Source organism: Arthrobacter sp. Sr33, assembly GCF_054511195.1.
Genome location: NZ_JBTNDD010000016.1, coordinates 1 through 22273, shown reverse-complemented (window position 1 = coordinate 22273; position 22273 = coordinate 1). Strand labels below are relative to the sequence as shown.

The following is a 22273-nucleotide window of genomic DNA, read 5'->3' as shown; positions in this document are numbered from 1 at the left end:
CAGCCAGCGACCACAGGCCCCGCCAACACGCCCAAAACAAGAAAATCCCACCGGACGCGAACTAGCCCATGACCTGGCCGCGAACCCGGCCATCATGAAAAATCCGGGCTAGAAGGACCAGCCAGAGCAAGGTCACACTGGCCAGCCAGATCTTGCTGTAGCGGCGAGGTTCCAACCTCCAGGGCGGTATCTCTCCGTCAGCCGCGCGCTTCTCGGCCAGTGTCCCGGCGAGGTAAAGCGCACCCAGAACGGCAGAAATCATGATGACCATCCAGCTGGCCGCCCGCTGGGGTGTGGCCACTGTGCTGACGGTGCCGACAACGAGGAGTGTTGCGAAACCCAGATGAAGGCTCACCCGCAGCACTTTCAGTACCGCTGCTCCGGTGTGAACCTCGGGCACCGGAGTAGTAGGAGCGGTCATGTGTCCAGCTTATCGGGGCGGTATCCGGCGGGCATCAACCAAACGATTGATCGCTGGGTCATCCCCTCCATGTCAGCCAATCAACCGTGATCACGATGTGCCGGCAGGCAGTTCACCTCAGAGTGGATATAGGCCCTTAGAGGCTACCGACCTACCAGCTCACCTGCACCGAAAGAGGAACAAAGCATGTTTTTAGCACTACGAGATATTCGTTTCGCCAAGGGACGTTTTGCCCTGATGGGATCCGTAGTTGCGCTGATCACTCTCCTCCTGGTCATGTTGTCCGGTCTGACCGCCGGGCTGGCAAATCAATCGACGTCTGGGATCGAGCATCTCGACGCTACAACCATCGCGTTCGGCGCTCCCGACGGCGATGAGCCGAAAGCTTCCTACACGGAATCCCAGGTGAGCGCCGATCAGCTCCGCGTCTGGCAACAGGCTGACGGAGTCCTGAAGGCGGAAGCCTTGGGCATCAGTCAGGTTCGGATCCAATCCGGGGGGACTTCCAACGCCGCGGTTTTTGGGGCCGTCCCGGATGGTGCGCTTGCACCGGGCCAACTGCGCGCCGGTAGCGTGGTTGTCAGCCGGCAGCTATCCACCGACCTGTCGCTCGCTGTCGGGGATACCGCCAGGATCAACGGCACCGATCTCCAGGTGGCAGCCATCATCGACGATCAGTGGTACAGTCACACCCCGGTAGTTTGGACAACCCTGACGGATTGGCAGAACCTCTCGCGAGTCTCTGACCCGAATGTCATCGGAACGGTCATCGCCGCCACTTACGACGACGCCGCGGGCCAACTGCCAGACATTGACGGTGCGGCCCGAACCACCAGTACGACGACGACGGAGAGCTTCGGCGCCCTGGCCTCCTTCGGATCGGAAAACGGATCACTGAAGATGATGCAGGGTTTCCTCTACGGGATTTCGGCTTTGGTGATTGTCGCCTTTCTCACCGTGTGGACAGTCCAGCGCACCCGCGACATCGCTGTTCTCAAGGCCTTGGGTGGCTCCAACAAATACATCCTCGGTGACGCGATGACCCAGGCAGCGATTGTCCTGGTTGCGGGCGCCAGCCTCGGAGGGGTCTTGGGGTTGGGTGGCGGATTCATCGCCGTCCAGGCCGCACCCTTCACGATCTCACCAGCCACCACTCTCGTCCCGATCGTCGGCATCGTTGTGCTGGGTTTGGTCGGATCAGTGCTGGCGGTCCGCCGCGTCACCAGGATCGACCCGCTGATCGCCCTCGGCGGCAACTAAAACCATCGATAGCCTTTCACCGAGCAAAGAGGGACACCCAATGTACGCAAACAACACACCCGCCCTGAATCTGGTCAACGTGACCCTTGAATACCCCGATGGCGACTCGGGCACCCTCAAGGCCCTGGACAACGTCAACTTTGCAGTCGCCGCCGGAACGATTACCTCACTGGTCGGACCGTCGGGCTCCGGTAAATCCAGTCTGCTGGCGGTCGCGGCGACCCTTGTCCGCGCAACTAGCGGGCACCTCGCTATCAACGGAATCGACGCCACTGCGCTGACCGATCAGGACCGAACAACACTGCGCCGCGAGGAGGTGGGCATCATCTTTCAACAGCCCAACCTTCTGGCATCGCTCACGGCCATGGAGCAGCTCATCATCGGAGAACACCTGCGTGGCACCGCGCCTCGAGTCGCCCGCCCCCGGGCAATGGAAATGCTCGACGTTGTTGGCCTGTCCGATGCTGCCAGCCGCCGCCCACATCAGCTATCCGGTGGGCAGCGTCAGCGCGTCAACATTGCCCGGGCTCTGATGGGAGAACCATCAGTGCTGCTAGTCGATGAACCCACGGCGGCCCTGGACCATGAGCGATCCGATTCGATCATCCGGTTGTTGTGCAGCATCACCCGCGAATTCCGGGTGGCAACCGTCATGGTCACCCACGACACCGAATTCGTTCCCCTCACCGATGCTGTAGCCACCATGCGTGATGGCAGGCTCTCCGCATCCGAACTCATCGCCTCCTAGAGACTACGTACGCGAGGGTGGCGCTGTTGACTAGGCGAGCTGATTGAAACGGATGAGGTTGCCAGCGGGATCGCGGAGGGCGCAGTCGCGTGCGCTGACTGTGGATTTACCGGCTGCCATCGGCAGGGGTAACAGTTCCGGCGGTGTCACCGCCGTCGATGACGAACTCGGCTCCTGTCACGAAGGACGATTCGTCGGACGCTAGGTAGAGGACAAGGTTGGCCACTTCTCCTGGGTGGCCCACCCGGCCGAGTGCGACCCGGCTCATGTCGATGGGCACGTTTTCGGTCATGGGGGTGGAAATGACACCCGGATGAATGGAGTTGACTCTGATTCCGTAGCGCCCCAGATCAAGTGCGGCGCTCTTGGTAAGCCCGCGCACACCGAACTTCGAGGCAGTGTAGGCCGAGATCGCCTCATAGCCCCGGATCCCGGCTATCGACGAGATGTTCACTATCGAAGCGCCCCTGGACCGCTTGAGTGCTGCGATTGAGGATTTGATCCCGATGAACGTACCCGTCAGATTAATACCGATAACCCGGTCCCACTGCTCCAGCGTGTAGTCCTCGATGGGTGCGAAATCCACAACGCCGGCATTGTTGATCACCACATCCAAAGCACCGAACATCTCAACGGCAGCGCCGACTGCTGCTTCCCAGTCCTGAGGGTTGGTCACATCCAGATGCACGTAGTGAACCCCGGAGCCTATCCGTTCCGCGGTCTGCTGGCCTTCCGCGTCGAGGACGTCCCCGATGACAACCTTGGCTCCTTCGCCATGTAAACGGGCAGCCACTGCGGCTCCGATGCCGCGCGCACCCCCACTGATCAGTGCCACTTTGTCGATGACGCGGTCCATGTCACGTTCCTCTCGGTTAGTCAGGTGGTTGTCGGCGTCGGTGAAGTTGCCGACGTCGCGCACGGCATAGGCGGTGCGGGTTTCCCCGGTCAGCCGCGGCTGATGGGGACCTTCTTCGGTGCGGGGGCCTCAGCGGGTTCTTTCGGTACCGGTAGGCGTACCTCGAGTACTCCGTTGACGTACTGGGCCTTGATGTCTTCTTCCTTGACCCCGGCGGGAAGCGGGACAGTGCGGCTAAAGGAGCCGTAGCGGAACTCGGAGTGATAATCGTCCCCGTCTTTGTGTTCCTCATGTTCCCTCCGTTCGGCACGGATGTTCAGGAACCCCTCGTTCAGGGTGATTTCGATGTCCTTATCGGGATCGACGCCGGGTACTTCTGCCTTGACTACCAGATGGTCGCCGTCAACATATTCCTCTACGCGGATCGGCGACGCACCCCGTTTGGTATCAAACAGGCGGTCCATTGAATTGAGCAGGTCCAACGGGGACCACCTCGACAGATCAGACATGGCAAGTCCTCCAGAGCTAGGGAAACGCGACGGTCCCCGCAGGGACCTATGGTCCTCCCAGTAAAGACCCGCCCAAAAAGCCTCGACAGGGACTAAAGCCCTGACCTTCGGCCTTCGGGGAGCGGCTAGACCTGCCGGATGGAGGCGCGCACGATGACGGGCATCTCCACGAGATGCTCGCCGTGAGGAGCCGTCCCGTCCAACAGTAGTTCGACGGCACGGGCGCCCATTCCCTCGTGCGGAAGGGCGATCGTTGTCAGCCCGGGACGAAGGTACGAGGCAATTTCGTCGTTATCGAACGAGACGATCGAGACGTCGTCGGGCACCCGGAGCCCACGCTCCGTCAGCGCTTGATAGGCGCCGAAGGCGAGGGGGTCGTTGAGGCACAGCAGCGCTCGCGGGAGTAAAGGTTCAGCGAGGAGCGACTCCACCGCGGTGAACCCCTGCTGGGGTGCCCATTCCCAGATCGATTCCTCCCGCTCGAAGGTCAACCCGCGGTCCTGCATTTCTGCCCGAATCCCCGCCAGACGCCGTGCGACGGTGGTCGACCGGAAGACATCCCGCTCGATCTCCTGGTTGTGGCCCAGGAGGACGATGCCCTCGCGGTGGCCGGCGTCGGCCAGCAGTGACACAGCCGCTCGTCCACCGCGTTTCTCATCGGGCAGGACCGACGTCGAGTGGCTGTCGCTGGTGGCGTTGAGCAGTACCAGGCGAGTGTTATCCGGGAGGACGGGAGCCACCACTTCCCGGGAACGCATGGTCGCGAAGACGATGCCGTCCACCTGCCGGTCCAGCAGCGCGGCAATGGCTTCTGTCTCGCGGGCTGGGTCACCGCCGGTCTCGGCCAGCAGGATGACGTGCTCCGCCTGTTCGGCGGCGGCCAGCGCTCCCTTGATTAAACCGCTGGCGAAACGCGTGGATGCGACGGTGTCGGAGATGAACCCGATCGTTTGGGTCTTATCCACCCGGAGGCTGCGGGCCGCCACATTCGGCCGGTACCCCAACTCCGCGGCGGCGCGGTGGACGCGGTCGTGGGCGTCGTTGGACAGCCTGGTGTCCGGGCGGCCATTGAGAATCATGGACGCGGCAGACGAGGACAGACCAGCCCGACGTGCGACGTCGGCAAGGGTCACACGCCTGGTTGTCATTAGTTCCTCCTGCTCGATGCTAGCTCTCCATAACGACTTGGCAAACCACTTGCGTAATCGCCGAATAGGCTCCAAGCTGGGTGCTGAATTGATTTAGCATTTATCACTGTGGATCTCCTGAAGAGAATCGTCGACGAAGGAGTCACCTATGAATTCACCACGACGGCGCTCTGGCCGCCGTCGAGCCGTTGCCGTAGTAGCTTTCATGGCCGCCGCCTTCCAGCGCCAGTTTGTCCGTGCGCTGCTTCAGGGTGCCGTCAAGGGCTGACGCCGCTTCACTTCCCGCTTCAACCAAGGATCATCACCATGAGCTTCACTCTCGCCGACCACTGGGTCTGGGATTTCTGGCACGCCGACGACGGCGACACGCACCACCTCTTCTACCTCCATGCCCCGAAGTCGCTGGGGGATCCCAATCTCCGGCACCGGAACGCCCGCGTGGGGCACGCCACCTCGACGGACCTGACGACTTGGGAGGACCACGGAGTGGTGCTTGAGCCGGGGGAGTCCGGCTCCTTTGATGGCAGCGCCACCTGGACCGGCAGCGTTGTCCGCGGTGACGACGGGGTGTGGAACATGTTCTACACCGGTTCACGCTTCCTGTCCCCGCACGCGGTGACGAACGTGGAAACGGTTGGGCGGGCTCTCTCTTCCGATCTTTCGTCCTGGATTAAGCAGACCGACCCCATCTCGGCGGACCCGCGCTGGTATGAGACTCTCACCGATGCCACCTGGCATGAGGAGACATGGCGCGATCCGTGGATTCACCGCGATGCCACCGGCCTGTGGCACATGCTCCTCACCGCACGATCGCGATCGGGCGTTGGGCGGGACCGGGGCGTCATCGGTCACGCGACGTCAACCGATCTCGAGCAATGGACTACCCAGCCGCCGCTGAGTCAACCCGGTGCAGGGTTCGCCCACATCGAAGTGGTCCAGCTGGTGACCATCGAGGACAGGCCAGTGCTTCTCTTCTCCTGCGATACCGATCACCTGACCGGAGCGCGCGAGGCGGACGGAGTGCAGGGCGGCATCTGGGCGCTGCCGCTCGATTCGGATTCCCTGAAGCGTCCTCTCGCTACCGCTTCAGCGGTTCAGCTGACCCACGATGAGCTCTACGCTGGCCGCGCGGTGCAAACCCGATCGGGGGAGTGGGTGCTCCTGGCGTTCGAGAACGTTGATAGGGATGGAACCTTCATTAGCGGTATCTCGGATCCTTTACCCTTGTCCTGGGCGACGGATGGATCACTTTCAGTTTCAATTGCACGAGCAAAGGTCAGCGCGTGAGCGAAAAGCACGGTATTCATGGCTCAGTCGATGGGCGCTTCGCCTCGGTGCGGGACGCCTTTGCAGCCGCCTTCGAGGGCAAGCCCCGGATGGGCGCGGCCCTGGCGGTCCACCACCAGGGAGAACTGGTGGTTGACCTGTGGGGCGGAGTGGCTGACGCCCGCGATTCCACACCCTGGACCAGCGAAACTTCGACGGTCGTCTTCTCCTGCACCAAGGGGATCATGTCGATCCTCATCGCCCGCCTCGTTGAAGCCGGTCGGTTGGACTATGACAATCCGATCACCGACATCTGGCCGGAGTTCGGCGCCCACGGCAAAGACAAGGTCACCATTGGTGATGCGCTATCCCACCGCGCGGGAGTATCGGCACCCCGACGGTCAGTAACCCTTGAGGAAGCGCTCGACTGGGACACCATGACTGGCTTGATTGCTGGACAGGAACCCCTGTGGGCGCCCGGTTTCGGGTACGGGTACCACGCGTTGACGCACGGCTGGATCACGGGCGAGATTATCCGCCGTGTCACCGGCAAGATGCCGGGTGAGTACCTGGCTGACACCCTCACGGGACCACTGGGCGCCGACCTGCGGGTGGGCGTCCCTGCCAACGAGCAGGCCAACGTTGCCCACCTGGAGGCAGGTGAAAGTCTCCGCGAGTTGGTCCAAATGCAGATTGCTGCCGCCGAGCCCGGAGTCATTGACTGGTCCATCCATGCGATGACGCTGGGGGAGGCCTTCCCTCAGGAACTGGTCAGCCCGAACTCCGGTTTCAACCGGTCCGACGTCCGGGCTGGTTTGTTTCCCGGAGCTGGCGGCATCGCGACCGCTCGAGGGCTGTCGGCTGCCTGGTCATCGGTTATCCATGACACAGCCACAACCCGTCGCCTCGACCCGACGGTGCTCAAACTGGCCACCGAGGCACGAAGCGAAGGAGCGCCGGTGTTCCCGGCACCTGCCCCGTGGCCCCGATGGGGAGCCGGTTTTCAGCTCGACTCGGAGGCGCGGCACTACGTCTCCGCGGACGGGTTCGGTCACGACGGTGCTGGTGGTCAAGTCTCGTTTGCTGAACCGGAACTGGGTCTCAGCATCGCCTTCGTAACGAACTGGATGGAAGCTGGCGATGACCGGAGGGCCACGATAATCGTCGACGAACTCAGGAAAGCCGTCAGCTAGAGAATGCATGCTACGACTCTTGGGTAGGTATCAGGACTTCTTTCCCCAGGAAGGCAAGCCAATCTACGTATGCAAGTGTTTTCGGCGCTCCGCGGAACCAAGGGCATACGCCAAGTAAACCCTCGGCAGGCCCGTTTGATCCAGCAGCAAATTTACAATAGGTATCGTCATGCTGAATCCGTAGGATCAGGTCTCATGGAACCTCTCGCCAGCGGTCAGATAGAAGTGCAGCGCGCCCGTATTGTCGATCTGCTTCCGCTAAGTTGGAACACGTCCTTAACACTAAGCAGAGGAAAAAGTCCTCGGAATGCTTGGCAAAAGCGGCTGCAAGCCGCGATAACGCTGCCAATCCTCGTTCTCCTCTTCCTGATGTACATGCCGTCAGGGGACGTGATCACCTCGAGCTCCCGCGATGCCGTGATTCTTCTGACTGAAGCCAGAAGTACTAAGAAGACACTGCAGCGTTTCGGATCTATGGTTCTTGTTTTCCTCGCTTCACTATTCGCATTTATGATCTGGCTGTTTTCTCTCACTCTCCTGGGTGACACCATCGTGCCTTGGGTAGGGCTTCTGCCCCCTCTCTGGTTGGTGGTCGGGCTCGTGCTCTTGGCGACATCAACGGGCGGCAGCCTTTCCGCGCTAAGCCAAGCTCTGATATTGGTCCGACCGCCTGGGCCCTACTGGGTGGCGCAGGCACTTGCGTCCGCACCAGGAGCGCGGATGAGCGGGCTTGAATTTGCGAGGACCGCGATCGAGGACTTCGTTCCCGCCGCAGTCCCAGTCGTTGTAACCGCAGCGTCGGAGAGAATAGCCGTTGTCTACGAGCGGTTCGGGTTCGTACGCCAGAAGCCAGGCGGTCTGAATTTGATTGGGCGATCACCCGCCCATCATTTGTGACGCGCTGGGACACACCCGTACGCAACAGGGTTCGGGAATCTTCGGGCTAGTTTCATGCCTCCCTTGACGTAATTGAACGTTATCGGCGTTCCGTAGGACTAGAGGCAAAGTCAATCAAACCTTCAACAGTGCCATTCAGGAGGGGGAGCGTCTGGTGCATCTTCGGCAATGGGGGCAAACTCGGGTTCTTTCGCCATTGCTTCCTCATACCGGGCTCGAACAACGGGGCCGATGCGGGCCTCTGCGTCCTCCCATGTTCCTGAATTCAAGCGCTCACGGTTGGATCGTCCATCATCACCCAACGAGATTCTTGGCGGTAGGCCATTCGGCATTTCCAAGCCCGTAAGCAGGATGGGCAGTACGACGTCGCTGACGTGGCGCCTCATTGCGTTTAGTTCCTTCGTCGGGTTAACCCAAGCAGTGAAAGGGCTGGGCCTCTCGACCATCAGTGCTGTGCTGGCATCCTGAGATGCTGGTTGACCCCACCGTACTTTCGGGCCTAGAGCGTCACCCACTCGGATTGCTTGATGATCGAGTTTTTGAGTGGCCAGTGGTGTCGCGTCGCTCGATCCGAACGTTCTGGCGACTGCAACGCGAATCGAACGATGTTTGTCGTAGTTCGAGTACGCCTGCAGGAGAAGTAGAGGGTGTGCCCGTTCGACCGCTTGACCCGTCAACCTGGCCAGAAGCTCGCCCATCGAGGGGATGCTGCTCTGCAAGTCAGCGTAATGCTGAAGCGCGCGCATCCGTTGATGCAACGGGGTTCCTTCGCCAAATGCGCTGATCTTATTCTGGACTCTCTTACGTATCCAGTTGTCGAAGGATGTGGGCGCCTGAACGATCGGCATGTTGACCAACGTCGCAGGGTAGCCCGTAAGCTCTCCGTGCTCGCGTTCGACAAGGTACCAGATGACGTTATCAATCGTCGCGCGAAGGTGGTTCACTGCCTCGCTGAAGAGCAGCGACGCTTCAGGTGGCGCCGGCCGTAGCCGAGTCACGAACAGCTGCACATACTCGCCTTGGCGGACCTGCTCGAAGTCGAGAGGTCCGTCCGACGACCACTGCGATGCCAGGTCGCCTATCCTGAAGGCGCACTCATCGGCTCGCGCTAATCGGAAGGTGTCAGTGATGGTCGAATAGTGAGCCGTTTTGCGGGTTGAAAACTGAGCCACTTCGTCGTGTTTATTCTGCCGTGTTTTCTGGTCTTGTCGAGGGTAGCGAGTCGAGGCCACTGTTTTTGAGGCGGTAGCTGGTGCCTTTGAGGGTGAGGACTTCGGCGTGGTGAACGATCCGGTCGATCATCGCGGACGCGACGATCTGGTCGCCGAAGACATCTCCCCACCGGGCGAAGGGCAGGTTCGAGGTGAGGATCATCGAGGCGTGTTCGTAGCGGCTGGAGACCAGTTGGAAGAACAAGTTCGCGGCGTCTTGTTCGAACGGGATATAGCCGACTTCATCGACGATGATCAGCCCGTAGCGGCGTAGTTTCAGCAACTCCTGCGGCAGCCTACCGTTCTGGTGGGCGGTTTGGAGTCGGGTCACCCAATCCGTTGCGGTAGCGAAAAGCACCCGGTAGCCCTGTTGGGTCGCGCGGATGCCGAGCCCGGTGGCAAGGTGGGTTTTCCCGGTTCCCGGCGGGCCCAGAAGGACGATATTGGATGCTTCAGCGAGATACGCGCCGGTGCCCAGGTGGGCGACCTTGTCGCGCCGGAGGTCAGGTTGGTGGTCGAAGTTGAAGTCCTCCAACGATTTACGGGCCGGGAACCCCGCAGCCCGGGTCCTTGTTTCGGTTCCTGAAGCTTCACGGGCTGCGACTTCCCGGGACAGGACCGCTGCGAGGTATTCTTCGTGCGACCAATGGCCCTCGCGTGCCTGCTCGGCGAGTCTGGTCGCGGACTCCCGGATTCGGGGTGCCTTCATCGCCCTCGAGTAGTACTCAATCTGCCCGACTATGTCCTTCACCCCGGTCATGAGAGCACCGGTGTTGCGTCCAGGACCACACCGAATGCCCGGTCGTAGTCACCTAAATCCCGTAGGGTTCCATCTGGTTCCTGGGCTGGTCGGTGAGGGTTCTGGAATGCTTCCCGGAGCACTCTCGCTTCCTGGACATGGGCAGGGTCGGTGAGGGTCTGCCCCGTGCCCCAGCACCGGGCATGGGCCCCGACCGTCCGGCCGTCCAGACTGATCCGGACCGTGGTGAGGTCAGCGGTGATGTCCACGAACCGGCCGATGGCTTGCGGGTGAACGGAGTAATCGTTGGAGGCGACCCGGACGTAGTAATCCCGGGGCAACCGCACCCTGGCACGGAAACCCGTGATCGGTTCCACCGGCGGTAACGCCAGCATCGCGGCCCGATCCGCGGCCACCAAGTCGATCGGGCGGGCACCGATGCGCCGGACCACTCGGGTGTTGGCTAACTCAAGCCAGGCGGTGAGCTGGGTGTTGAAGTCCTCCGGCGAGGAGAAGGACCTTCCTGGTAAGAAGGACGTCTCGAGGTATCCGTTAGCTCGTTCCACAATGCCCTTGGACTCCGGGTCATAGGCTTTGACCTGGACGATCCTCGTGGCCAACACCCCGGCGAACGCTGACACGCCGGCGGCGTAAGAATTGCGGCGTCCGATGCCGGACTCGTTGTCCCAAATCAGCCGGCGAGGGACAGCCCCGAGGCCGCTAATCAGCACCCACATCCCCGCCAGCAGGTCCCCGGTGGTGCGGGACGGGATCATCGTGGCCGTGATGAACCGTGAATGCGAACACACCATCACCAGCACCGGCAACACCCTCGGCTCGCCACCTGCGACTGGGATCCTCACCGGCGGGAACATCAGATCGCACTGCGCCTGGTCCCCGGGCTCATAACTGATCCGGTCCGCGGGATCAGCCGGGGCGTATTCCGGTCTGATCCGGGCCACGTTCTCCCTGAACCACGCCGGCGACCCGGACCACCCGACCCGCTCGGCGAGCACCGTCGCCGGCAACCGCGGATTGTCCTTCAACAGAGCCCGGATCTTCGGTTCCACCGCCTTGATAGCGGACTCCTGCGGCGTCCGTTCATACTTAGGCGGATCAGCGGCCTGGACCGCTTTCGCGACCGTGTTCCTTGAAATACCCAGCCGGCTAGCAATCGATCTCATCGACTCACCCTCAGCCAGATGCAACCGCCTAATAAGCGCCCAATCCTCCACAGTAATCACCCATCCAATCGTTCGGAACAGGTGGCTCAGTTTTCAACCGTCACAATGGCTCAATTTTCGACCGTCACCGACACGGAAGGCTACTGATTCGACAGGCTCCGGTAACCAGCCATACTTATCAACTGTGTTTGGTGAAGGGGTCATGGCGGCCAATCTATTAGGACTGGTGCTTCCATTACAGGCGCCTCGCTTAGCTACATGCGCCTAATCCGCTACTTGCCCTTGGGCTTAGGCTCTGGAACTTTCGGCGGTCGTGAGCTGAAGTTGCTATCAGATTCCTTCACCACTCGAACAGTACTGTTTGGTCGCTTAGGTGGTGGGGGTGGAGGTGACGACGGTTTCGGGGGCATTAGGTTCCGGTTCTGAGTCTATGTTGGTTGAAAGATGCATGGCAGCAGCAGCTAATGACAATGCTAGAGCCGCGTAGCCAGTTAGAAGGACGTTTTTGCGCCAGAATAGTGCTTTCTCGTCGTCACGTAGGAGGTCCCACTTCTGATGCATGAGATCACGAGTGAACTCCGTAGGTTCTTGTCCCCACAGGTCCGTCTCATTCTGCTCAATGTTTAGCTGGTCTCCCAAGCCTGGCAGAAGCACTAGGGCGCCGAGGATGGCTGACGTAACTGAAAGCCAGACAGCACCCACGAACCAAGGCCCCTGCTGACCGACTTGCAGTGCGGTTGAGAGGCTTGCCGCCGCTACGAGTATCGAAGCACGCGTGTGCATCGTCCCAGTCCGTGATGCGACGTCAGCCCTCTGGGCGTCAGTCTCCTGATGAAGAGCTGCGATAAGCGCTTTGTTCCGGCGAAGGTCACGGCGATTCTTAAGAAGTCGCCGGCGGCTCAGTTCATCACTCATTGGAAGTCAGTATTACACGTGCGTCCGCGAATGCAGCGGACAGCGCGGACTGCGCCAGGTAACCAGCTCCTAGAGCAAGAAGTAGGGGAGTCCGTGGCTCAGAATCGAGCGTACGTAGAGTGGTCCTATGAGTGGAAGTAGAGCAAAGCGGGAACGCCAATCCAAGCGCAAAATCTCTGAGCAATCGATAGCTGCTGATTACACTCTTCGTGCAGCAAAAGCTGTTCTCAGGGTTGACCTCAGCGGGGTCCCAGTAAGCCGAGTCAGCCAGTTCGCCGTGGGCTGGCTGCGGGCAACATTCGAACAGAGTCGGATCATCGCCACTCTTGAAGCCGCAGGATTGGGACATGCAGCCGCTCCGAACCGGCGCGCGTTCTGGGAGCTGACCATCCGTATTCTCTGGCTCGGGGACATGCCTCGATCAGAGCGCGCGGGGGCTGTTGACACGATGCTTGCTAACGAGCGAACGAACGAAACTAAGACTCACGAGTACATGCAGCGCAACGGACTCCCATCAGACATCGACGTCAACGAAATGGAGGAGTTCGTCCTGAATATTTCTGAGAACAAGGTGATCAAAACAGGGGCAGACAAACTGGCCCATGCTGTCGAAGAATCAGATCTGAACCTCCGGATGGTTTACCGCCTATGGAGAGAGGACTCCACATGGGCTCACGCGACGGGTTTCCTGGCTGGTCAATATGCTCCTACTGATGACGGCGAGACCATGGGGAAGGGTAAGCCCCGGCACGTGGACCAAGAGCTCGAAGCGCACAGACTTGCCGCGATGGTGGTCACCGTCACGATTGCTGACATCCTCATCGACGAGGGCGCGTCAAAAGACCTGGCTAGTGCCCCCCTTCTGGCCTACTTCGGAGCGAACTGACCGAGAGTCGAAGATGCCTAGTGTTCTACTATCGTCTCTTTCCGATGGCGTAGACGAAGGTACGAGGGAACCGTTTAGCTATCGGTCAAACGTCTCCTCTTGGATCCCCTGGAGCATGGCCGGGGTGGCTGAGTCCCAGCCGAATCGAGCGATCAGGTCGAGGGAGGCATCTACAGCCATGGTCCGTGTTCCCTTTAGGGCGGCGTCATCATCAACCAGGTACTCGCCACTCGACCAGGTTGATCCTTCGTATATGTAGTTGCTGAAGAAGCCGCTTCGATTGTTGTTTGCAACTACCAGACGTTGCCCAGACAGGTTCAGGCCCTCGAAGCGCACCACCATCGGTTCTTCCTGGTTCATGGCCTGGCGGAGACGCACCGCGAACTCGAGGGCTTCAGTAAAGTGAAGCAGGGCGAACCACATGGGCATATTCCCTGCGATTCGAGGGTCATCGTCTGAGGTGTAGGTGTCGCCATCCGACGGCCAATCTCCGATTCGCCGGATATCGGCGAACAACCCGCTTGTGAACATAGCCCAACTTTCCAGATGGTGGCCGTACGCCGTCGTCTCGTGGATGAAGTGCTCATCGCGAGAGGGGTTCTGCACGAACGGAAATGGCCATCCCCGTAATCTCACCGTGGCATCGTTCACAACTTGCGTAAGCCTGGAATATGGGATGCGCGAGCTATCTAGTCTTTGAGGGTAGATAAGATGCCGAAAGTGAGGTTGCGTAGTAATCTGATTAACGCTCACCCGGTTATAGGCCAAGTCGATTTGGTCTTGGTAGGGTGACGCCACCGGATTGACTGAATCGAAGGAAATTCCGGCCGCCTGACCAGTTTCGATATAGCGTCGTAGGCCCTTAGCTATTGCTAAATCGAGGAGTTCACGTACCTCGTTTTGTGTGTGGTAACTCGTACTCTCTGGCTTCCGGATCGATCTTGTGTAGAGCTGACCGGACTTCAGGATGGCGGCCGCGCTGTCCCTCATGCAGAGTGAGGGCACCTGTGAGAACTCAGCCACTTTTATCACGGCTAGGGAACCCCCAGACGGATGGCGTCGAGTCGCAACATTTAAGTCAAGGGGCGGATCAGCGAAGCGGTTGATTTTATCGGCGACCCAATCTTGGTTGCTCCAATATGCTAGGTGTTCTTGACTGAGACCATTGGCGGAGCTCATCGGGTCATCGTCAATGACTCCAAGAATGACGTACCCGCCATCCCGTTGGTTTGCCATTGCCAGGGCAGCGCGCGCAACTTTGGCAATGTATTCGGGAGACTCCGTATTAAGAGGCCCTTTAAATTCGATCGCCCGGAGCTCATTGCCAACGGCGAGGTATGCCGCGACTTCTTCATCGGAAAGCATGGACTCACTCTAGACGGCAGTGAGTCGGCTACCTAGGGAAACGGCCTGTCAAAACGAGAGTGCCGGGTCGCCGTTTATCTGCGCGATTCCATAAGGGGTTCGTCCGACGTGCGAGCACCGTCGCCTGAGTGCAACCTGGAGGCAAGGTGCGTGATTTTTCATCCTCCGCGTCGTCTAACGATTCTTCGCAGTGACGCCTGAGTTCTTACTTTCGCCCACAGTAGTACGAGCCGAAGTTGTAGCCGTATTTTTTGTGACGTAACGCCCTGTCACCGCGCTTCTCCGCACGGCACCAACCCGGTAGATGCCCTTACCGAGGACCTGATACGAGCTTGAGTTGGCTTGTTTCGCCATGGTGTCGTCCCTCCTACGTTGTCTATCAGTCTACGGGTTCACTCACCGAATGCTACTGATGAGAGCCGTAATCCCCACGCATCGGCTATGTCTGACAGAGGTTCGGCCCACATCATGCTGGAAGCCTCGTAGCTGGAGGATTCATCGGGTAACCCGAATGTCAGAACCGCAGCTGAATGTGCAGGATAATTTGGGTGAGGAACTGGAATGGGCGCAGCTAAAACAGATCTCCATCGACGAGTGGTGCCTTCTGGTAAGTCTGTAAAGAGAACCTCATCTACTCCCAGCGCCTTACCCGCAATCCACTCACTGTCATGTCCGGTGCTGACCTCTCGTAACGAGGTTTGATCTCGATACACCCGGTCTTGGGCCGCCCACCTAACGATTTGGCCTTCACCGTTCGCTAGCCAAAGCGTTACATTCAATCGCTCGACGTCGAGTGCTTCACGCATCGTCAACGCGTCCCGTTCGAGCTGATCGACGTACTGTTGCTGCAATTCATCGAACCTCGTAACGTGCGAATTCCATAGAGCTCGCGATCGCTGCTGAGGTGCCAGGTACGAAGGCAGGGTGACATATCGAAGTTCACGAATGATCTGCGCGGCGTCGGAATGATCTTCCAGCAGCACCGGCTGCAGTCCCACCGCGCGCCACTGGTCACTCAGGGCGGACTGAATTTCGACGTACTCATCTTTGGAGACCGAAAAACCCTGCCGCGTGAGAAGCACCAAGGCAGCATGTTTCAAGGGCTTTTTTCGCAGGGCTGCATGCAACCATTGACGAACATCTGGATCTCGGTACGACGTGCCCGCGATAATGAGCACGCCCCTGTCCAAAGCAGACTGCAAGTACTTCAGCTGCCAAGATTCCGCATCGGCAATAAGATCACTGAAATCAGTCAGCGTAAGGACCACAGAGTCTGAACGATGAGGTGTGATGACTCCGTGAAGGTGGTAGACGCCTGGGCTGCTGTCTTCATAGACATTCTCTAGGTGCGAAAGTGCCATCTCGCCCGTTTCGCTTTCGATGGCCTGCTCGAGAAGAGTATCGAAGTTTAGAGTCGCCAAACTAGTATCGTCCCCATCAGCGCTGAGGAGATGGCCCACCGCTGCCAGATGAAGCGGGGAAGGCTTTAGGTTGGTTACGCCTTCGTACAAGGCCACACGAAGTTTCTGTCCCCATCGAGCGCCGAACGCAACCCGGGCCGCTTCGACAACGATCAACGGGTCCTGCCGATCGAGGAGTAGTTCTGCCGTTTCAGCAGAAGCAACGGACCCGCTCTGGACCAACAGCCTGGTCGCGAATTCATCCCACCCTGGCAAGCCAGAGGTTACAGAAGCGCCAGCCCCGAGCAGAAATGTTGTATGGCTTTCGAGGCCCGATCGGCGAAAAAGCTCCATTGTCTCGGCAGTTAGATCCGCGGCACTCACTGTTTGATCGTCTCACGACAGAGCAATTACCCTCGTTAGACGATCATGCGAAATGGTTGCAATTGAGTAAAGGTAATGCCCAGTCAAAGCTTTGATACGCGCTTCGCGCGCGAGGTACGAAGGTGATAGACCTCGAAGATGTTGCTCGGCGCCCATCAACGATGCGAATGCTCTTCCATCTCCGTGGCTTTTGAGTTTACAAAAGTAACCCCTGTAGCCATCTCTGCAAATCCTGCCCCCACCCTTAGATTGATGAAGAGAGGTCAGGGGGAAGAGGCAACCTAAAAGGTTTGACTGAAACCCGGCGTTCGCTGGACGATGCGGTACACCGTGGATCTGGCGACTTTGAAGAGTTCGGCGATTTCGGTGGTGGTGGTGTGTTGTCCTCCCTTATATAGGGAGATGAGGTGGGCTTCCTGGGACTTGGTGAGTTTGGGTTGTTTGCCGCGGAGCTTGCCTTTGGCTTTGGCGACTTGCATGCCTTCGCGGGTGCGGGCGCGGATGAGGTCTGATTCGAATTCGGCGACCATGGCGAGGACGTTGAAAAGGAGCCGGCCGACGGGGTCGGTGGGATCGTGGACGGATCCGCCGATGCTGAGCTTCACGTTTCGTTTCGTGAGGTCTTCAATAATGTCGCGAGCGTCGGGGAGTGATCGTGCGAGTCGGTCGAGTTTGGTGATGACGAGAGTGTCGCCGGCCCGGCAAGCGGCGAGGGCCTCGCGGAGTCCTGGTCGTTCGCGGTTGGTACCGGTCAGTCCGTGGTCGACGTAGATCCGGTCTTCGGGGACATTCAGTGCGGCTAGCCCGTTGCGTTGGGCGGTGAGGTCTTGTTCGTTGGTGGAGACGCGTGCGTATCCGATGATGTGTCCGGCCATAGGTCTCACTGTAGCGCTAGAGCTACCTAAGCGAGACAGTTTTACGGGCGGGGCAAACGCGAATCCTTAAACCGAGGTTTCATATGGGTGTGACTGTTAGCCAGGAATGGCGGTTAATTGCAGCTTCGGTTGGCGGTCCTGTCGTCCTATTCAGCGGTCCTTCACTGTGACTGTTAATTCAGAATGACGGGTTTCCGCAGCTCGGTTTGGCGGTTCAGGTGCCCTCAGGTGGGACTGGCGGCGATTTGAAGGCCCACGCCCGCCAGGTAATTGGTGATGACGCTGTTGAACACTTCTTCTGGCCTCTTGGGTTCGTGTTGCCCGGTGAGTGCGCCCGCCAGTAGCGGGTAGTTCCCGGACTGGACTACATCGGAGAGGTACTGCAGGCGCGCGTTCGCCCCGTCGAGGCCCGTCGTGGAGCTGTCGGCTGATGCCAGCTCGTTTTGTACAAAGGCGGAGGTGATGGCTGTCATCATGGCCACGGTCTGCAGCTTGGCGGGCCCCGGCATGTCCACCGGCTTCATTGCGGACAAGGCTCGCTCCAGATATTTGAGAGCGTTGGGGCCCATTGAGGGCCGGGTCAGCAGCAGCGGAGCCAGCCACGGGTGCCGGTGCATAATGGCCCGGCCTTGCCGTGCCAGATTCAACAGCTGGATCGGTGGTGGTTCATCGGAGGGGTCAAGGTCGTATTCATTACTGACCGCGTCAACGATGAGTTCGATGAGCTCGTCGTGCGATTTGAGATACCGGTACAGGGACGCCCCGCCTGCTCCGATGCCGGCGGCCACTCGTCGGATGGACACCGCCGTCAGGCCGTCCCGGTCGGCGATATCGATCGCCGCCGCGGCAATTCCTGCGCGTGAGTGTTCCGGTTTCGGTCCGACGCCGGAACGCTCCGGCCGCAGCCAGATATCAACGCGGTCTTGAGGGGTCATGCCTGTTCCGCCTTTTGTCTAGCCGTTTGGGTTAGGTTCCGTACCTATTCCACTATATTCTTGATTGCGAACGGTGATCGCAATCAAGCGGAATGAGGAATGTCATGCGGGTACTAATGATTACGCCAGGGACCCGAGGGGATGTTGCCCCGATGGCTGGGCTTGGCAGCAGACTTCAAGCGCTGGGCTTTGACGTCGCAATCGCGGCGAATGCCGCGTATGCCCCGCTGGTTACCGCAGCCGGGTGTGAGTACCGCGAACTGCCCGGAGATATGAGCCACTTGGTCAGCCCCGCCGCGCCGGGGAAGAAGGCCACGGGCGGGGATCTGCGCCGGTACATGCGCGAACTCGGTGACTACATGGACCTGGCTGCGACCGGCACCCTTGCTGCGGCCGAGGCCGGTACCGACGTGATCCTGGCCAACGCGGTCGCCCCCTATGCCTACGATGTTGCTGAGGCCTTCGGTGTCCCCGCCATCGGTGCCCACTTGCAGCCGATCGAACCCAGCACCGCCTATCCGCCCGTGACCCTGGGATCGGCCCGCAGCCTCGGATCGGTCGGAAACAAGCTTCTCGGGTCTCTCATATCCGCTGGGAAAGCACCCTATGATGCCCCGAGCGCCCGCATCCGCCAGACGCTCGGCCTACCCAAAAAGGCCCGGTCCGCATCCGACCGTACCCGAAGGAAAACGAACAGTCCCGTTCTTCACGGCATCAGCCCCACCGTATTCCCGCGCCCGGCGGACTGGCGATCCGGGCTCACTATGACCGGCTACTGGTGGTCGGAAGTTGAGCCGGGCTGGCAGCCACCTGCGGAGCTGGTCGAATTCCTCGCGGATGGACCGCCCCCGGTGTTCATCGGCTTTGGTAGCAGTGCAGCCCTAGACGCAGAATTCATGCTCGACGCCGCGCGCCGTGCCGGGGTTCGCGCGGTACTGCAGGGCGTACAAGGTGTCTCCGGACCCAATGTCATCAGTATTGGTACTGTTCCGCACGTATGGCTGTTTCCCCAGATGGCCGCTGTCGTCCACCATGCCGGAGCGGGGACCGCCGCAGCGGGGCTGCGCGCTGGTGTGCCGACGGTCAGCGTCCCGATCTATACGGACCAACCGTTCTGGGCCGCACGGATTACGTCCCTCGGCGCGGGCCCGCAACCGGTCCCCTACAAAAAACTCAACACCGAACGGCTGGCCGACGCCATCACGCAAGCCACCACGACGCCAGCCTACGCCGCAGGAGCACGCCAACTGGCGGCAAAGCTCGCAACAGAAGACGGAACCGGGCCCGTCGCGACAGCGCTGCGGACCGCTACAAAGCAGGGATAGCGCGTTCCAAAAACGATGGATTCAGAGACGGAGCTTGGCGAGACGTTGTGTGTCCGCTTGATCACTGGTTGACGCCGAGTGAGACGCAGTGTTCGGATCTAATTGCTTCTTGACCGCAGTTTCGGTGACAAGAGCCAAGGTGCCCTTTCGGCAGACTTCGCCGGTCAGCGATCTGTCGCTCTGATCTCCGACGATGCTGTGGGTAGTGTTTAGGCATGAGTGCGGAATCCGTGCGTGTGGTTTTCGCCATCGCCAAGAAGCTTCTACTTCGTAGTGCGGTCATCGGCGCTGTCGTCGGCATCGTTGCCGGAGTTGGGTTATCGGTCGTCTACGTTGTTGATGCTGCATTGCTCCAACAGCACCACGGCAGTTCGGGTCCCGAGGCTGGTTTCGTGATGATTTTTGTTGTTGTGGGCGTGGTCGTCGGTCCCGCATTGGGCTTAGTCAGCGGAGTGGGCGCGGTCCTCCTGATGCGACTGCGCGCAACATTCGACACACCAGCAGCAATGCACTACCCACGTACGGCAGCATTAGGGGCCGGCGTGGTGACGGCTCTGAGCGCCGGTCTTGCCCTTATCGCTTACGGAGCCAGCCCTCCCATGTTGATGGCGGTACTTGTCGGTCTTGGTTTGGTCTCGGCAATCATCGCCTTCCACCAAACGAAACGCGTCCTAAACACAGCTTGATGCGATCGAGGCGCCCATGATCATTGAGGCTACGTCCATCGGGTTAGTTTAATCGTCCGGTAACGATGGATTCAGAGACACCGACAAGTGAGACGCTGTGGAGGTCGCTAGGAAGCGCTCAAAATTGTGACTGTTAGCTAGGTATGGCGGTTAACCACAGCTTCGATTGGCGGTTTTGATGTCCCGCGAGTGGATCACTCACCGCCCGCCGCAAGCCTCACGACCTTAGCCGCCGCAGCCAGGCTCGGACCGATCGCCGGTTTCCTTCATCTTCTATTTGATGCGGCGGCAGCAGCTCGGTGAATTGTTCACTGAGCTGCTTCATCAAGGTTAGATATGCCGTCTTATCGAAGGTGAACCGCTGACGCTCGAACAACCACGGCTGCGGTGGTTCCTTGGTATAGCCGTCTTGCCAACCAAAGTCTTCCCAGGTAACGGTGTGAGCTTCGGTTGAGATGCGGGCACTAACCGTTCCACAAGCGACATCGCCACAGACAGGGCACAGGAAGAGAGCGACGCGGCCATCCTTGAACTCGCCGGTTGAAGCGAGCGTAAGCCGATCGATCTGTTCGACAGCGGCGTGGGGGAAATCAGCACGCAGCAATGTCGTCTCCTGCTCAATCGCAGCCAAGTCCGTCCCTACCCGCAGCGTCTCGCGCAGTAGGCGCCCATCGATTGCGAAGTCCATGAACTGGGAAGGGACGGCTAGCCCCTCATACTCGACATCTGCCAGCACCACGCTCAACACATTCAGCATCTCCACTCGATCAGGATGCGGCACCTCTAACCTCGGGCTTTCATGAGGTAGTGGCTGGTGGGGTGTGGCAGCAAGGCAGCTCCCTTGTTCTTCATCCGGACGACGACCCGGCGGCGAACATCGAGAATCTGTAGGCCGGTCGAAGCACATGGCCAGTGCTTGCTCACAAAGCCGGGTGGCGACCTTGGGAAACAGATCGACCAGGGGCCTCTTGCAGGACGTGCCAAAATCGTTCGTATTTGTTTCAAACACCGTCGCCGTCGCCAAAATATGTGAGTCGCCGCGGTACGTGGCGTGTTCTACTTCGCGTTCAGCTCCCGTAATCGGCGGTAGAAGGTTGCGCGGGACATGCCGAGGTCGCGGGCGACCTGTGCGGCCGGCTCGCCACTGTCGACGAGTCTGAGAGCGTTTCGAATTTTGCTGTCACTGATCAGACGTGGCCTTCCTCCTAGATCCTTGCCGGCTTCCCGCCGTTTCCCGATCGAGTCGACGATCCGCTCTCGCTTGATGTCGTGTTCCATCTGCACCAACGCCGCCATGATCGTGAACAACATTGAACCCATCGGGGTGGACGTATCGACGTCGCCGCCGCCGAGGTTCAACACCCGAAGACCGGCTCCCCGGCCGCGGAGTTCTTGGGCGAAGTCGAGCATGTTCTGGGTTGACCGTCCCAGCCTGTCCAGGGTCGTCACCACGAGAGTGTCCTTGGCCTCCAGTGCAGCGAGTGCCCGATCGAACTGGGGTCTCATCGCTCGCGCACCGGACACCCCTTGGTCAACGTACAGGTCATCACGCCGCACTCCGGCCGCGATCAGGTCTGCCTCCTGCCGATCCGTCGACTGAGGTCGAGTTGAGACTCGTGCGTATCCAATCAGCTTCGCCACATCACTCCAGGTGTCTCGTATCTAATGTTTCTTACGCTGATTCGAGCATAGGGTTTCGAGGCATAGATATGAGAATTATGAGTCCTGATGGTTCCGCCAACACGGACAGCTTTTGAAGTCACTCCGCGAGACGCCTCGTATCTCAAGGCTTACAAGACATCGAAGCCGCCAAATTGAGCTGTGAAAAAACCGCCATTCTCGGTTAACAGTCACACATATGGGATTTTTGCCGCCGGGTGAGTGCTGAAAAAGTGTCGCGGTGAAGGACCGGCTTACAGGCATGGTCTCGTTCGTCGGTGTATTGACCGCCCAGAACCTGTGGTTGGGCCCCCGTTAGCAGTCCAGTGGCTATGCGATAGCTAGTTGGTTTCCTGCGGTCCAGTTTTCCCAGTAAGCCGACGGTGTCATTCCATCGAGGGATCCATGGGG

At 59.7% G+C, this 22273-nt stretch carries 21 protein-coding genes; 7 read left to right on the top strand and 14 right to left on the bottom strand.

The annotated features are described in order from the left end of the window. Positions 1 to 61: 61 nt before the first annotated feature. Positions 62 to 421 carry a hypothetical protein gene (locus ACX80T_RS15925; RefSeq protein ID WP_459304918.1) on the bottom strand — a complete coding sequence of 120 codons (360 nt, stop codon included), beginning with the start codon at positions 419 to 421 and terminating at the stop codon, positions 62 to 64. Between the two features lie 186 nt (positions 422 to 607). On the opposite strand from ACX80T_RS15925, the gene ACX80T_RS15920 reads away from it, so the two are divergent. Further along, positions 608 to 1681: an ABC transporter permease gene (locus ACX80T_RS15920; RefSeq protein WP_024475877.1), complete on the top strand. Its 1074-nt coding sequence runs from the start codon at positions 608 to 610 to the stop codon at positions 1679 to 1681. Positions 1682 to 1721: 40 nt separating this feature from the next. Continuing rightward, the gene (locus tag ACX80T_RS15915; RefSeq protein WP_024475876.1) at positions 1722 to 2429 is read left to right on the top strand and encodes an ABC transporter ATP-binding protein; all 708 of its coding nucleotides are present in this window, start codon (positions 1722 to 1724) and stop codon (positions 2427 to 2429) included. Positions 2430 to 2535: 106 nt separating this feature from the next. Here ACX80T_RS15915 and ACX80T_RS15910 read toward each other — a convergent pair whose 3' ends face one another. The 3 genes from ACX80T_RS15910 to ACX80T_RS15900 all read right to left on the bottom strand — a co-directional run bounded on the left by ACX80T_RS15910 (position 2536) and on the right by ACX80T_RS15900 (position 4942). Further along, the gene (locus ACX80T_RS15910; RefSeq protein WP_024475875.1) at positions 2536 to 3285 is read right to left on the bottom strand and encodes a glucose 1-dehydrogenase; all 750 of its coding nucleotides are present in this window, start codon (positions 3283 to 3285) and stop codon (positions 2536 to 2538) included. Positions 3286 to 3374: 89 nt separating this feature from the next. Beyond that, entirely contained in the window at positions 3375 to 3794 is a 420-nt protein-coding gene (locus ACX80T_RS15905; protein ID WP_024475874.1) for an Hsp20/alpha crystallin family protein, read from the bottom strand. Positions 3795 to 3919: 125 nt separating this feature from the next. Further along, a complete protein-coding gene (locus ACX80T_RS15900) occupies positions 3920 to 4942 on the bottom strand; it encodes a LacI family DNA-binding transcriptional regulator (RefSeq protein WP_024475873.1) in 1023 nt (340 codons plus the stop codon). A 306-nt stretch (positions 4943 to 5248) separates the two neighbouring features. Here ACX80T_RS15900 and ACX80T_RS15895 point away from each other — a divergent pair, with 306 nt between their 5' ends. Beyond that, positions 5249 to 6229 carry a glycoside hydrolase family protein gene (locus ACX80T_RS15895; RefSeq protein ID WP_024475872.1) on the top strand — a complete coding sequence of 327 codons (981 nt, stop codon included), beginning with the start codon at positions 5249 to 5251 and terminating at the stop codon, positions 6227 to 6229. Continuing rightward, positions 6226 to 7401 carry a serine hydrolase domain-containing protein gene (locus tag ACX80T_RS15890; RefSeq protein WP_024475871.1) on the top strand — a complete coding sequence of 392 codons (1176 nt, stop codon included), beginning with the start codon at positions 6226 to 6228 and terminating at the stop codon, positions 7399 to 7401. Before ACX80T_RS15895 ends, ACX80T_RS15890 begins: the two co-directional genes overlap by 4 nt. A gap of 1019 nt (positions 7402 to 8420) precedes the next feature. Here ACX80T_RS15890 and ACX80T_RS15885 read toward each other — a convergent pair. The 4 genes from ACX80T_RS15885 to ACX80T_RS15870 all read right to left on the bottom strand — a co-directional run bounded on the left by ACX80T_RS15885 (position 8421) and on the right by ACX80T_RS15870 (position 12347). Continuing rightward, entirely contained in the window at positions 8421 to 9470 is a 1050-nt protein-coding gene (locus ACX80T_RS15885; RefSeq protein WP_024475869.1) for a hypothetical protein, read from the bottom strand. 10 nt (positions 9471 to 9480) lie between these two features. Next, positions 9481 to 10269 carry an IS21-like element helper ATPase IstB gene (gene istB / locus ACX80T_RS15880; RefSeq protein ID WP_024475868.1) on the bottom strand — a complete coding sequence of 263 codons (789 nt, stop codon included), beginning with the start codon at positions 10267 to 10269 and terminating at the stop codon, positions 9481 to 9483. Then, the gene (gene istA / locus ACX80T_RS15875; protein ID WP_024475867.1) at positions 10266 to 11492 is read right to left on the bottom strand and encodes an IS21 family transposase; all 1227 of its coding nucleotides are present in this window, start codon (positions 11490 to 11492) and stop codon (positions 10266 to 10268) included. Before istA ends, istB begins: the two co-directional genes overlap by 4 nt. Before the next feature lie 309 nt (positions 11493 to 11801). Further along, on the bottom strand, positions 11802 to 12347 hold the full coding sequence (locus ACX80T_RS15870) for a hypothetical protein (protein ID WP_024475866.1): 546 nt from the start codon (positions 12345 to 12347) through the stop codon (positions 11802 to 11804). Positions 12348 to 12474: 127 nt separating this feature from the next. On the opposite strand from ACX80T_RS15870, the gene ACX80T_RS15865 reads away from it, so the two are divergent. Continuing rightward, entirely contained in the window at positions 12475 to 13233 is a 759-nt protein-coding gene (locus tag ACX80T_RS15865; RefSeq protein WP_024475865.1) for a hypothetical protein, read from the top strand. Positions 13234 to 13311: 78 nt separating this feature from the next. Here the strand turns inward: ACX80T_RS15865 and ACX80T_RS15860 are convergent, their stop codons facing one another. The 4 genes from ACX80T_RS15860 to ACX80T_RS15845 all read right to left on the bottom strand — a co-directional run bounded on the left by ACX80T_RS15860 (position 13312) and on the right by ACX80T_RS15845 (position 18192). Further along, positions 13312 to 14598 (bottom strand): AlbA family DNA-binding domain-containing protein, encoded by a 1287-nt coding sequence (locus ACX80T_RS15860; RefSeq protein WP_024475864.1) that lies wholly within the window; start codon positions 14596 to 14598, stop codon positions 13312 to 13314. 392 nt (positions 14599 to 14990) lie between these two features. After that, complete coding sequence (locus tag ACX80T_RS15855) at positions 14991 to 16382, bottom strand: SIR2 family protein (protein ID WP_024475863.1); 1392 nt, start codon at positions 16380 to 16382, stop codon at positions 14991 to 14993. A 281-nt stretch (positions 16383 to 16663) separates the two neighbouring features. Further along, complete coding sequence (locus tag ACX80T_RS15850) at positions 16664 to 17257, bottom strand: recombinase family protein (RefSeq protein ID WP_459304917.1); 594 nt, start codon at positions 17255 to 17257, stop codon at positions 16664 to 16666. Between the two features lie 224 nt (positions 17258 to 17481). After that, a complete protein-coding gene (locus ACX80T_RS15845) occupies positions 17482 to 18192 on the bottom strand; it encodes a TetR/AcrR family transcriptional regulator C-terminal domain-containing protein (RefSeq protein ID WP_024475861.1) in 711 nt (236 codons plus the stop codon). Positions 18193 to 18296: 104 nt separating this feature from the next. On the opposite strand from ACX80T_RS15845, the gene ACX80T_RS15840 reads away from it, so the two are divergent. Further along, the gene (locus ACX80T_RS15840; protein ID WP_024475860.1) at positions 18297 to 19517 is read left to right on the top strand and encodes a glycosyltransferase; all 1221 of its coding nucleotides are present in this window, start codon (positions 18297 to 18299) and stop codon (positions 19515 to 19517) included. Positions 19518 to 19732: 215 nt separating this feature from the next. Beyond that, positions 19733 to 20203 carry a hypothetical protein gene (locus ACX80T_RS15835; protein WP_133185576.1) on the top strand — a complete coding sequence of 157 codons (471 nt, stop codon included), beginning with the start codon at positions 19733 to 19735 and terminating at the stop codon, positions 20201 to 20203. Positions 20204 to 20420: 217 nt separating this feature from the next. Here the strand turns inward: ACX80T_RS15835 and ACX80T_RS15830 are convergent, their stop codons facing one another. Together ACX80T_RS15830 and ACX80T_RS15825 are read right to left on the bottom strand one after the other, a co-directional pair. Further along, entirely contained in the window at positions 20421 to 20966 is a 546-nt protein-coding gene (locus ACX80T_RS15830; RefSeq protein WP_024475858.1) for a hypothetical protein, read from the bottom strand. Positions 20967 to 21259: 293 nt separating this feature from the next. After that, on the bottom strand, positions 21260 to 21844 hold the full coding sequence (locus ACX80T_RS15825; protein ID WP_024475857.1) for a recombinase family protein: 585 nt from the start codon (positions 21842 to 21844) through the stop codon (positions 21260 to 21262). Positions 21845 to 22273: the final 429 nt, after the last annotated feature.